This is a genomic window from Acinetobacter stercoris, from assembly GCF_900323515.1.
Taxonomy (GTDB): Bacteria; Pseudomonadota; Gammaproteobacteria; order Pseudomonadales; family Moraxellaceae; genus Acinetobacter; species Acinetobacter stercoris.
The window spans coordinates 1-12,827 of the sequence record NZ_OOGT01000009.1; the positions used below are offsets into that span (position 1 = coordinate 1).

The 12,827-nt window shown below is 38.7% G+C and carries 12 protein-coding genes and 1 pseudogene; 2 read left to right on the forward strand and 11 right to left on the reverse strand.

Annotation, left to right across the window (positions count from 1 at the left end; all coding sequences use genetic code 11):
* The 7 genes and pseudogenes from KPC_RS01740 to KPC_RS01770 form a co-directional block, all read right to left on the reverse strand.
* Positions 1 to 473, reverse strand: a pseudogene (locus tag KPC_RS01740) (hypothetical protein); the annotation flags it as partial.
* Positions 474 to 616: 143 nt separating this feature from the next.
* On the reverse strand, positions 617 to 2,212 hold the full coding sequence (locus KPC_RS01745) for a Tn7-like element transposition protein TnsE (RefSeq protein ID WP_121972718.1): 1,596 nt from the start codon (positions 2,210 to 2,212) through the stop codon (positions 617 to 619).
* 103 nt (positions 2,213 to 2,315) lie between these two features.
* Positions 2,316 to 3,623 carry an aminotransferase class I/II-fold pyridoxal phosphate-dependent enzyme gene (locus KPC_RS01750; RefSeq protein ID WP_109426805.1) on the reverse strand — a complete coding sequence of 436 codons (1,308 nt, stop codon included), beginning with the start codon at positions 3,621 to 3,623 and terminating at the stop codon, positions 2,316 to 2,318.
* Between the two features lie 21 nt (positions 3,624 to 3,644).
* Positions 3,645 to 4,343, reverse strand: a complete 699-nt coding sequence (locus KPC_RS01755) for a glutamine amidotransferase (protein ID WP_121972719.1) — start codon at positions 4,341 to 4,343, stop codon at positions 3,645 to 3,647.
* Entirely contained in the window at positions 4,340 to 5,527 is a 1,188-nt protein-coding gene (locus KPC_RS01760; protein ID WP_109426804.1) for an aspartate aminotransferase family protein, read from the reverse strand. The genes KPC_RS01755 and KPC_RS01760 overlap by 4 nt, the downstream gene beginning before the upstream one ends.
* Complete coding sequence (locus KPC_RS01765; RefSeq protein ID WP_004910162.1) at positions 5,524 to 5,784, reverse strand: hypothetical protein; 261 nt, start codon at positions 5,782 to 5,784, stop codon at positions 5,524 to 5,526. Before KPC_RS01765 ends, KPC_RS01760 begins: the two co-directional genes overlap by 4 nt.
* A gap of 3 nt (positions 5,785 to 5,787) precedes the next feature.
* Positions 5,788 to 6,528, reverse strand: coding sequence for a YggS family pyridoxal phosphate-dependent enzyme (locus KPC_RS01770; RefSeq protein WP_121972720.1), 741 nt, complete (start codon positions 6,526 to 6,528; stop codon positions 5,788 to 5,790).
* A 250-nt stretch (positions 6,529 to 6,778) separates the two neighbouring features.
* On the opposite strand from KPC_RS01770, the gene KPC_RS01775 reads away from it, so the two are divergent.
* Both KPC_RS01775 and KPC_RS01780 read left to right on the forward strand, forming a co-directional pair.
* Complete coding sequence (locus KPC_RS01775) at positions 6,779 to 7,501, forward strand: type 1 glutamine amidotransferase (protein ID WP_121972721.1); 723 nt, start codon at positions 6,779 to 6,781, stop codon at positions 7,499 to 7,501.
* Between the two features lie 93 nt (positions 7,502 to 7,594).
* On the forward strand, positions 7,595 to 9,061 hold the full coding sequence (locus KPC_RS01780; protein WP_121972722.1) for a lactate permease LctP family transporter: 1,467 nt from the start codon (positions 7,595 to 7,597) through the stop codon (positions 9,059 to 9,061).
* Between the two features lie 121 nt (positions 9,062 to 9,182).
* On the opposite strand, the gene KPC_RS01785 is transcribed toward KPC_RS01780, so the two are convergent.
* The 4 genes from KPC_RS01785 to KPC_RS01800 all read right to left on the reverse strand — a co-directional run bounded on the left by KPC_RS01785 (position 9,183) and on the right by KPC_RS01800 (position 12,763).
* On the reverse strand, positions 9,183 to 9,638 hold the full coding sequence (locus KPC_RS01785) for a hypothetical protein (RefSeq protein WP_121972744.1): 456 nt from the start codon (positions 9,636 to 9,638) through the stop codon (positions 9,183 to 9,185).
* Positions 9,639 to 9,737: 99 nt separating this feature from the next.
* Positions 9,738 to 10,193: a GNAT family N-acetyltransferase gene (locus KPC_RS01790; protein WP_121972723.1), complete on the reverse strand. Its 456-nt coding sequence runs from the start codon at positions 10,191 to 10,193 to the stop codon at positions 9,738 to 9,740.
* A 118-nt stretch (positions 10,194 to 10,311) separates the two neighbouring features.
* The gene (locus KPC_RS01795) at positions 10,312 to 11,499 is read right to left on the reverse strand and encodes an MFS transporter (protein ID WP_109426800.1); all 1,188 of its coding nucleotides are present in this window, start codon (positions 11,497 to 11,499) and stop codon (positions 10,312 to 10,314) included.
* A 67-nt stretch (positions 11,500 to 11,566) separates the two neighbouring features.
* On the reverse strand, positions 11,567 to 12,763 hold the full coding sequence (locus KPC_RS01800) for a benzoate/H(+) symporter BenE family transporter (protein WP_121972724.1): 1,197 nt from the start codon (positions 12,761 to 12,763) through the stop codon (positions 11,567 to 11,569).
* Between the last annotated feature and the right edge of the window lie 64 nt (positions 12,764 to 12,827).

The window sequence follows — 12,827 nt, forward strand, 5'->3', positions numbered from 1 at the left end:
GCGACTTTATACCTTATATATTTATAAGATATTTTTTCCTTAATTCTTATCAATTTCTCTATACAATAGGGAGTGGTTTTTACTTTTGTCAATAAGAGTGCTAAAGGATTTGCATCAGCAACTAGAGGTAAAAATCCATGTATAGAGGCTTCCAGAGCTACAGTTCCTGACCCACAAAAAGGATCAAGTACCAATTTTTGTGTAAGATTTTTATGAGCTTTAAGAAAAAAATATGCAATATGAGGTAATAGCTTCGCTGGGTATGGGTGAATTTGATGAGTTAATTGATCGCCTGCTCGTAACCAATGAATCAGTTTTCTAAAATCAATGTCTATAGGAGTTTGATTTTTATGATACTCATCCATCATTTGACATAAGGTTTCTTGTAGGTATTGATCTAATAAGTCTTCCTTTTTTGTGGAATCTAGTGCATAACTACTTAAAGCCATGAGATTTGAATTGAGATCGCCCATTATGCAAAATTGAATTCCATGAAAATTAAGGAAAATTAGAAAACTAAGAGCAGCTTAAATTAATAAAAGATTTTCATCAAGCTTAATCCTTAAAAAAGGATAATACCCCTGTAAAGATATGCCCTAATTTGAGTCAGAAATCATTAGGATAAGGACAGTAAAGCATCTTCTAGTCGTCTCCCCCAATTTTTAAACTCTTCATCAGACTCAGCCATTTCAACTAGATTTCGTGGATGATTAAAGGTTTTCCTTATCCCTATATCTTGTAGAGATTTAGCGGTTGGCCAACGTAAAGAGCGTTTAACGATTTGCTTCCGAAAAGTTGGAAAATATGAGTTCCATGTGTCTGTATCTGAGATTTTGACAATCAGTGTAGAAAGAGGCTTTAGATTATCGCTGGTATCTATTTCCAGAATGACAAATTTTTTGCCTTGAAAACTAAGTTGGACTTCAATAATACACCTCGGATTACCATCATGGGTTCTATGTAGCTTGGAACGATTGACCGCAGGCAGCTTATGTACATGAATGATGGGCTGAATACGATGTTGTGATGCAAATTGTTCAACCATGGCTTTGAATGCTTCAAATCTTTTCATGAAAAATGCAAGGTCATCACTATCATCATGGACATTCTCAAATTCTCCACGGCCAATTTCACCAAAGATCGTGGCTTCACCTGTACTCACACTATGATCAGGTAGAATTTCAACATCATTATGATTCGGTATACCTTTCTTACCTGAACGTTTAAGTGTTGCCTTTTTTGTTTCATAAGGACTGGCAAGGGACATAGTGATTTTTGGAGATTCAATTTGGGTAATTTTCCGATCACTATCCGCTTCTTTTTCATCATCAATGGTTGGATCATCGTTGGAGGTATTACGTCCTCCAGAGTTTCCACCTGTTTTTTCATAACTATTTTTTACGGTAAATTTTGGACTACAAAAAATCACTTCATTAGAAATATCAGTCGGTAAATTAGCAATCCCAATGATTTCATTCACATAATATTGTTGGCTTTTTTCACTGAAGTAAACTTTCATTGTAATTTCAGCCCCTATTAGTGAGGGCGGTGCAAAATTGAAATTCCAAAAGGTTTGTGTTTTAGTTTTAACTTGCTCAATCGAAAAATGTTTGGAGATACTTTCATAGGACGCTCGTGCCTCAGTATCAAGTAATATCCATGACAGTAGGCGACGCATACCAACACTATCATATTGATTGGGGGGAAAGCGGCAAAATTCATGAACGTGAATAATGGTTTGATGTTCTTCTGGGACAATATAATATTCTGTTGTTAGCTTTCTTTGATCTAAAGCTGCCTTAGATAAATAAGCATTATGGAAAAACAAAACTCGTGCCAGTTCTATGTGTGGTAAATGGATTTGAATATCCTTATATGTACCTTTTAAGTCGCTCACAATGTAGCTAAATATGTACTGTCCTGATTTATTTGTTGTTATTTTCCAATTGTTAAAATCATCAATTTGAATGGTGATGATCGATTCATTGTAGGAGGGGATTTCTTTGGTTTGATTAAATCTTCTATTTTTTGCTAATAGTGGCATGTTGGAAAAACGAGCATGTTTTACCATATATTTTTCATAATCTGGTAAATGGGTATAGTGATTTTCTAAACCAATATGAATATTCCATTCACTATTTTTATGATCCTTAAAAATAGAGCCGAGAAAGGTAATTCGGGCATTTTCTGGAAAGTTTCTAATCTTTATCATATTGCATCCCTATTATTGATTTACTTAAATTGTATTGTCAGAAATAATGGAACTATGCCCTACAAGAACACTATTGCCAGATTCTTTAAGAGTAAAAACCTTTTTATAAATTAACCACCACCTCATAAATTTGTTGTAGCTGCTGACAAAATTCCTGCATCTGTGTTTCTGTCATGTCTGAGGTGCTGACTCTGATTGCTGATATATCCTGATTCACTCTAAAGTCTTGTCCTGAACGCACTAACCAGCCTCGCTGCCGTAGAATTTGAGTCGTTTTATCTGCATAAGGGAGGGATAACCAGATATTTAGCCCATCATAATGGGTTGCACAGGGGATGCTAAATTTTTGTAAATAATGAACAAATTTTTGATTTTGTTGTTGATAGTAAGATTTGGCAGTGTGTAGTGTTTCAGGGAACTGTTCTGAGCTGAATAGTTGATAAACCATTTCCTGAATAATATGGCTGACCCATGTTGAACCCGCATTCAGCTTGAGGTGTAGTTTTTCTGAAGTTTCAGAGTCGCAACATACAAATGCAAAACGGAAATCAGGAGATAAATATTTCGATACTGAACGAATGACTGCCCAGTGCTTCGTTGAGGGCGGAATAATATGCTGGTATTGAGCCTGAGCTAATAATGAGAAATGATCATCGACAATGACCAGTACATGTGGATAGTCTTCAAGGATGTTATAAATTTTTTCAGCCTGTACTGTATCCAGACTATAACCTGTCGGATTCTGCGAGCGTGGCGTAATAATCACTGCTTGCACATTTGCCTGTAATGCTTGCAGTAATTCATTGAGATCAAAACCCTGTTCACTGACTGTAAAGGGATACATTTTAAACTGTTGTTGTTCAATGGCAGAAATACTGGTGATAAAGCCAGGCTGTTCTACCGCAATCATATCTGATGAAACCAAGTAGGCAGCTAGAATCCTTTCGATGGCATCCACTGCACCATAAGTAAATTCAATACTAAAGGTCTGTGGAATATCGGCAAATATTTTTTCCTGCGTGATTTTTAATAGTTCAGGATGGTAAATAGTTTCCCCATAGAGTGCACAGTTAAAATGAGTTAAATTAATGTGCTTGAGAGAAGGCAACAATTCACGTTTTGGATTGCCATGTGCTAAATCAACAGTTCCTTGTAACAGGGGTTGAAAGCCTTCTAATAGACGTGAAGATTGATAGGATTTAACCTGTGTCCCTAAACGTCCTCTGGAGATCACAATCCCCATCGCAACCAGATTCTTATAGGCAGCCGCAACTGTATTACGATTAACACCGAGCTGTTCAGCCAGTTCCCGTACACTCGGTAAAAAGTCGCCCTCTTGAAGCTGTCCCTCTTTAATCAGTGTACGGATATTATCCTGAATATCTTGAGCGGTATTGCCTGTAATGTTCATAAAAAGTTCTATCTCAGGGGGTTATACAGGGATTAAATTGCTGAACCAGTCACGGAGTAACAGGCTGGCTTTTTCCTGTAATGGTTTGCCATAGTATGTATTCTCTTGGCGTAAGGTTAAAATATCAACCTGTGCCTGATTTAATTCAGCAGTATGTCCAATCAGCCAGCGTTCAAAAGTATGTGGATCAACTTCGGCATGGAACTGTAGTGCCAGAATATTTAAACCCACAGAAAATGCCTGATTTGGGTAATACATTGAACCTGCTAAACGCTTTGCAGATTCAGGAATATCAAATGTATCGCCATGCCAATGCAGCACATGCACATTTTCCAGATGTCTTAATGGTGAGGCTAAGCCCTGATTATTGAGGACTAAACGACTCCAGCCAATTTCCTTGACATGTCCCTTGTAGACCTCTGCACCCAGAGCAGTAGCAATCAATTGTGCCCCCAGACAAATGCCTAAAGTTGGATAATTCTTTTTTAAACGTTGAGTCAGTGCTGCAATAAAATCTGTTAAGTAGGGATAAGTTTCAGTTTCATATACGCCAATAGGACCGCCTAATACAATGACAGGTTGTTTCGATGCCAATGCCTCATTCAGTACATCAACACCAAGCTGTAAATATTGAATTTGATAGCCTAAATCCTTGAAGACTGGAGCAAAACTTCCCAAGTCCTCAAATGCCAAACTTTGAATTGCATAAATGATTTTCATGGTTGTGACTCTACATAATTCTGACTTAATTCTTTTAATAACAGCGCAATTTGTTGGGCTAAATATTCGACTTGGGCATCAGTCATAATGAGGGGCGGTAATAAGCGAATGACTTTGCCTTGTGTCACATTGAGTAGTACCCCAAATTTTTCACTTGCCAGTTGAGGAATATTGGCAACAGGATGAATGAGTTCAATCCCAATCATTAGACCTGCACCACGTACGGATTGAATGTTTTGCAGTCCTGTTAATCTGGACTGTAATAAATCCAGTAGCTTATAGCCCTTATCAGCAATGGTTGCTAAATATTGCTTATCCAGTAAATCCAGAACGGTATATGCAACCCGACATGCCAATGGATTCCCGCCAAAGGTTGAACCATGTAAACCTGATTGCAATAAATGCCCCAATTTTTCATGTGTTAGACATGCCCCAATAGGAACACCATTCGCTAAGCCTTTGGCAATGGTTAAAATGTCAGGACGGATTCCAGCCTGTTGATAGAAAAACCATGTGCCTGTACGTCCAAGTCCACACTGGATTTCATCCAGGATCAGCAACCACTGTTGTTGGTCGCATAATTTTCTTAACTGTCTCAAATAAAGGGGTGAGGCAATATTAACCCCTGCTTCACCCTGAATTGGCTCAAGTAAGACAGCAACTACGTCTGGATCATGCTGATAATGCTCAATCGCTGCCAAATCATGAAAAGGCACAAACTCAAAACCATCCAATAACGGCCCAAATGCCTCTCGATATGCTGGTTTTGCTGTTGCAGATAACGCCCCAAGCGTTCGACCATGAAAGGCATTCTGCATCACAATAATTTTAGGTCGTTGTATACCTCGTTGATGACCATAGGCACGAGCGATTTTAATCGCAGCTTCATTGGCTTCTGTCCCTGAGTTACAGAAGAATGCCTGTGTTAAGCCTGTAATTTCTGCCAGTTTTTCTGCCAGACGTTCATTCCAGCCATGCTTAAACAGGTTGGAAAGATGCAAAAAGGTTTGTGACTGTGCCACGATCTCTGCATGAATCACTGGATGGGCATGTCCTAGCAATGTGACACCAACGCCTGAAATGGCATCGAAATAACATTTATCCTCTATGTCCCATAAATAACAACCCTCACCACGCTGGAATTCGATTGCCAAAGGTTGATAAATCGGCATTAAATAACTCATGTGGTTAGCTCTTTCAAAATATCCATAGAACAAGGTTGATAAAGATGTTTGCTGCCCAGTAATTGCATTGCACCATCTTTTTGCATTAAAAATCTTGTATCTTCAATGACCTGATAAAGTTCAAAACTTAAATCATCATGGGGTTGTAAATATTCCACTAAGGTCTTCATGTCTTTCAACGGCTGCAAGGAGCTGGTCTGAAAATTGCCCATGAGCTTGCCATGTTGATAGATGGTGAGTTGATAACTTTGGCTCATCGTTTATTGCTCCGACCAGTAATAGTTATCGGGCAAATCCCTTGCCCCAAAAATTGCCTGTCCGACCCGAATATCGGTCGCACCTTCTTCAATGGCAATTTCAAAATCACCTGACATACCCATCGATAAACGCTGGATGTCGGGATAAGTTTTTTGAATCTCATCCCGTAATAAACGTAAGGTTTGAAAACAACGTCTGACCTCAACAGGGTCCTGGCTATGAATAGCAAGGGTCATTAAGCCAATGATTTTTAATTGTGGGAATTGCTGACATTGTTCAATCAGTGCCAAAGCCTGTGCTGGTTTGACCCCGAATTTACTCTGTTCATTTGAGGTATTTACCTGAATAAATACAGGAAGTATTCGTTGAACCTGTGCCAGTCGATGATCTAGTTTTTCTGCCAGTTTGATACTGTCTAAGGCATGAAATTCATCAATAAACTTTGCTACATACTTCACTTTATTACTTTGCAGATGTCCAATTAAGATCCAGTGAATCGGTAAATGCTGCAAAGCTTCATATTTGCCTTTGGCTTCTAGTACCTTATTTTCACCAAAACAGCGAAAACCCAATTGATAGGCTTGTTCAACTCGTTCAGCAGGCAATGTTTTGGTCACAGGCAATAAGCGAACTTCTGCCGGATTACGACCTATCCTTTGACAGACGACATCAACTTGTTGCTGAATTTCTTCAATATTCTCTTGTAATTCAGCAATGCTATTTGGCGTATCATATTGGCTCATAATATAACCTATGACATATATATATTGACATAGGACAATAATGGAGTTTAGCATAAGATGCAAGTTCTTTGATTAGTTAACGTTCTAAGTTTCTGGCACTAAGGTACATTTTTTCTCCGAAAAATGAACCTCTATAGAGCCATTAGCCTGAACTAATATTTCTAATTTCTCTTAGAAAATATCTAGCTATTTATTGACTATCGCTAATTACACATCAGTACATATTTTATTCTAAATCCATGAGGTTACCATGCGGATACATTTTGTTGTTCATGAAGAATTTGAAGCTCCCGGTGCCTACGAAATTTGGGCAAAGCAGAACCAGTGTGATCTTAGCTATTCACGTGTGTATCTTGGGGAACAACTGCCACAATCGATGGAAGATATAGACTTCTTGATTGTTATGGGTGGGCCACAAGATCCATCTACAACCCTTGAAGAATGTTCTTATTTTGATGCAGAAGCAGAAAAGTCATTAATTAGTAAAGCAATCCATGCGAATAAAGTTGTGATAGGAGTATGTTTGGGTTCGCAATTGATTGGAGAAGCACTAGGAGCTCATTATGAACATAGTCCAGAGAGAGAAATTGGAAAATTCCCGATAAAGTTGACGCAAGACGGTTTAAGTCACCCTAAATTTCAACACTTTGGTGCAGTACTGGATGTTGGTCATTGGCACAATGATATGCCTGGTCTGACACCTGATGCCAAGATATTGGCTTACAGTGAGGGTTGTCCCAGACAGATTATTGAATACTCAAATCTGGTTTACGGTTTTCAGTGTCATATGGAATTGACACCAGACGTGGTCGAGCTCCTTATTCAGAACTCAGAAAAGGAATTAAGCGTAGCTCACGAATATAAGTTTGTAGATAATCCTGAGATTCTGCGTAAACATAATTATTCGGAAATGAATGAAAAGCTGTTTATTTTTCTAGATATTTTAAAACAGGAATATATCACCTTGAAGTAATAATAAAATCAATACAGACCAGATGGAAATTGATCTTTATGTAATTGAACGTTTAGATCAAGAAAGTTTGGACCAAAAGGTTTCAAAAAAATCATGAATTTAATTATCTGGTTAAGTCCGACAATTTTGCTTGCACTAGCAGTGATGAGTGGCCGTATCCATATTTCTTATTCTGCTTTAATTGGTTTATTGGCTGCAATTCTGGTTGGATTTGGTTTTGGCAATCTTAATTATGACTTTACCAGGATAGTAGAGTCGATTCTTAGAGGTGGATGGATTGGTATCATCATTCTTCCCTATATTATGGGAGGAATATTATTCTGGAATCTGGCCCTCCCCAACCAGAGTGATCTTAAAAACTTAAATACGGCTAACATACCAAAGCATGAAGAAGTCTTGAATCATAGAAGACTATTATTTACAGCCTGTTTTTTTGTGGGACCATTTGCAGAAAGTGCCACGGGTTTTGGTGTGGGTATCTTGGGTACGATACTATTAATTAAACATTTACCAATAAGCAAATCATCATTGATGATTTTTGGACTGTTAAGCCAGACACTTATTCCATGGGGAGGAATGGGAAGTGGTACGCTAGTTTCTTCAGCCTATGCAAAACTACCAGTAACGCTATTGACCATGCATACCTTTCCGATCATAACTATTCTGATGATAGTATGGTTGCTTTTATTCTGGGTTACTGCATATAGAACAGACATAAAAGTCTCATACAGGGAGCATCTTTATGAGTTGATCTGGATGTTATCAGGGTTAATATTTTTATATGCCAGCACTTATCTTCTGGGCCCCGAAACGGCAATGTTGGCAGCTTATGGAATATTTATTGTTTTACGGTTCCTGTTGCTTTCCAAACTCTCCCGAGAAGTGGTTATAAATAGACTAGATCAATACCTGCCATTCATTTTGGTGGTTTCCTGTTTAATTGTGAGTAGAATCATTCCACAACTGAAATTCTATCTGATCAATGTTATAAAATTATCACCTTATCCTGATTTACCTTCATTATCTCCTTTATTCCATGCCGGTATACTCCTACTTTTCTCGACATTCATATTATCTGTTGTTAGAAAACAGGCAAGTGGCTTTGTATCTATGATTGGCGAGTCATGGAATACAGGAAAAGTTGCCATCATTACAATTTTTATTTTCTCCATGATGGCTGAGGTATTGAATAACTCGGGTATATCCAGCTTAATTGCCACTGATTTGTTCAAAATATTTGGAACCTATGCGGTTGTTATCACGCCTGTGATTTCTGCTTTCCTGGGTTTATTAATGAACAGTGGAAATGCACCAAATGGCCTTTTTATGGCTTCTCAAGTGTCAATCGCAACACAACTACATTTGAATGTTTATTCTATTGCGGCAATTCAACATGTTGCTGCATCTTCTGTCGGTATTTTCTCACCAGTACGTTTGGTGATTGTTTCACAGCTTACGCAAGGTTACAGTGATGTCAGATCAGTTAAGCGTCTGCTATTCCCATTTTTAATTTTGTTCCTAATGATTGTGATCATCTTTTTGGTTGTATTGATTCAATAAGATGTCTATACAATTAGAATTTGAGACAACCAGAACATCATGAGAACACCTTAAGATAGATCTATTATGGCAATTAATTTTCAGAATTGTATCTGCCTCATAAGAGGATTGCCATGGATAGTCATGATATAAATTTTATTATTGTCCCACCTAATAAAATGGCTGTTGCTCCGAGTTCTGCAACAATTAAACTGACCATTGCAAAGGTCATCATCCAGTTGGGAAGTGTCCAGCGTCCAAGTTGATGAGGTTGTTTAAATTGATTGGTGGTATCTTGAAGTAAACCATGCAAAATATAGGACAAAATGGCAAAGGTAAAAAAGAACAAATTCGCCAGTATACAAAGCAAGGCAACCAGATGAGATAACACCGTAAAATGACTCAATGCTGCTAATATTAAACTTGCGGCTGCATACAGTAAGCTACTGCGATGGGCAATATCGACATAGTAGTGTGCTCTGGCTCGTTCGGTATGGCGAATCTGGTAGTACTTCCAGACCCCAGTCAGCATTCCCATCCATAAAAAAATGCCACTAAATACAATCGCCCATTGTGTAGCCGAGGTCAAAATATCCAATAAAATTTCTCCTAAATTATTTAATGGACATTGTGATTTGACCACGACATATCCACTCATTATAAGACCAAAACCTCTACAGATTTTGGTCTTATGCTTTTATAGCAAGGGCATACGATATTCAATGATTCCTGGCTTTTCAGCAACCCAGTTATAAAGTTTTTGGGCGGTATGATTGGTTTCCTGTGTATGCCAATATAAGCGGTCACATTGTTGAGCAATCGCCTGTTTTTGTACATATTCAATCAGGCGTTTACCAATATGCTGACCACGAGTTTCAGGTGACACATATAAGTCTTCCAGATAACAATAATTTTGTTCTGCCCAGGTTGAGCGGTGAATCACATAATGCACAAAGCCTAAAACTTTATCACCCTGTTTGGCAACAGCACAGTACACAGGCTCAGCTTTGTCAAAGAAGCGTTGCCACGTGGTTTCAGTCACCTTAGTGGATAAACAGACCTTATAAAAATCCTGATAGGCTAACCAGTAAGGTATCCATTGTTGATAATCTTGTTGCTGTACTGGAATCACCTGAATTTCTTGGCTTTGCATGATAATACTCCCATGATTTTGTGAGTTAAAAATAGATGAGCAAAGCATAATATTGATATGGTACTGTTTTAAGATACAGTTTTAATATTTTCCACAGTACCAGTTTTGATATGAAAATCTAGGATATTTTTCTATTCATCATCTCCTGAATAAAGATAATAATCACAGTCAATAGAATAAAAGCAACGGCTAACCATAAAATCTCTATGGCTAACTTTTTATCCAGTAAAAAACCACAGATTAGGGGGCCAACCACGCCACCCAGATTAAATCCTGTGGAAACAATACCAAAAGTACGTCCTTCTGCTCCGACAGGCGATGCCTTACGCACCAACATATCTCGGGATGGGGCAATAACGCCCATTAAAAATCCAGCACAGGCAAACGAAGCCACCAATGCCAAAGCAGACATCGGCATACAAATAATCATGATAAGCACTAAGGCAGCACTACCAAACGCTGCCGCAGCAAAGGCTGAATGATGCTGAACTCTATCTGCAATAACTCCACCTGCCAGTACCCCAAATGCACCCGAAAACATAAATGCAGTTAAAGCATAATTCGCTGTGTTGAGGTCAATATGTAATCCATCGATCAGTGAACTGACAGAAAACTTTTCAATCGCCCCTGTGCTTAAGCTGAGCAAGGTAAAAAACAGGGTCAAGATGGCAATGGTTGAAAAATGGATAGCATGAGGGCGAACTTCTGCATGGGAATGTTGTTGTTTTTTATCATATTGACGAGACTGAATATGAATCTGTGAGAGATTCAACATCAGTAATAGACCAACAAGGCTAATGATTGCCGCCAAAGCGAAAGCCCAGTTTATGCCAAAGCTCATGCCTATACTAATCATCATCAATGGCGTAATTGCAGCACCAAAGAAACCTGAAAAAGTATGAATGGAAAAAGCCCGACCCATCTGTTTTGCAGGAATGCCTGTAGAAAGTAAAGCATAGTTTGCAGGGTGATATACACCATTTGCCACACCTGCCAATGCCATTGCAACGATAAGTGAAATATAGGAGGTGCTGATAAAAACTAAAGTGAAGCTGATGGTACCCAGTAATAGGGCATAAATCAGCATCTTTCTTGCCCCAAGACGGTCTACTAAAAAGCCAAATGGAGCTTGTACCAGCAGAGAAACCACATTAAATACACCGATTGCAATGCCCAGTTCCATAAAGGAAACATTGATCGCCTTTGGTAAAATGGGCAATAAAGCAGGTAAAGTCATAATATGAATATGACTAATGGCATGAACAATAGAGATGTAAGTTAAGAGAACTTTAGCACTTCTTTCCAATGGATTGCCTCAAAGTGTTTAAATTGCAAAAAGGGTATGCGTGATACCCTGAATATCAATGGCTGACTCATGAACTGAACTTAAATTTACCATTCAGTACAAGATAAGAAATTAATCCTAGAACTAATCCCCAGAATGCACCACCAATCCCAAATAAGCTAATATTGGCAGCAGTAGCAACAAAGGTAATTAAAGCGGCTTCACGGCTATCAACGTCACTCATGGCATTGGCAAGGCTTCCTGCAATTGTGCCTAACAAGGCAAGCCCAGCCAGTGTGCTAATAAATGCGGTAGGAAATGCTGCAAATACTGCTGCCAATGTCACGCCAAAAATCCCGACCAAAATATAAAATATCCCTGCGGCAATCCCTGCAACCCAGCGTTTTGATGGGTCTTCATGTGATTCTTTACCTGTACAGATTGCTGCGGTAATGGCAGCCAGATTAAACGCATGTGAACCAAAAAATGCCATGATGAATGAGCCTAAACCTGTCACAGCCAGAATCGGTTTGGCACTGGTTTTAAAACCATCATTTTTAAGCACGAATAAACCTGGCATATATTGCCCTGTTAAGGTAATAAGGAATAAAGGCAAGGCAATACTGAGTATCGAGTTAATCGAAAACTCAGGGGCAGTAAAAATTGGGGATGCCAATTTCAACTCAAATCCAGCAAAGTCAATTCGTGATTGCAACATCAGGAAAATAAAACCAAAAACTAAAACGCTGACAATCGCATAGCGTGCTGAAAAACGCTTGGTGATGAGGTAAACAAAAAATAAGGAAATCGCCAGAAATGGGTCAATGGTCATATTGGTAAAGGCAGCGATCCCAAACTGTAATAAAATTCCTGCCAATAAACCTGAGGCAATGCCAATCGGAATCAGGCGAATGAGTTTCTCAAAATAGCCTGTAATCCCTAAAATGACAAAGGCTAAGGCAGAAAGTAGGTATGCCCCAATCGCTTCGGCATAAGGTACGGTCACAAGAGCAGTAATCAGAAAAGCTGCCGCAGGGGTTGACCATGCTGTAATAATCGGTTCTCGTGTGTACCAGCTTAATATTATCCCTGTGATACCGACCCCAATCGAAATCGACCATACCCATGAAGCTGTAAGCTCAGGGCTAAGTCCTGCCATCTGTGCAGCCTGAAAGATTAAAATAAATGTACCGCCATAATTGACAATGACTGAGATTAAACCTGCCATAATTGGGGGCAGCAAATCATTGGAATGACGCTGAAAAGATGAGTATTGACCAGACATAACCCAACCCCTAAAAATTTAAAAATTAAGTAGCAGAGTGTATTTTTAATGATGGTATTGTCAT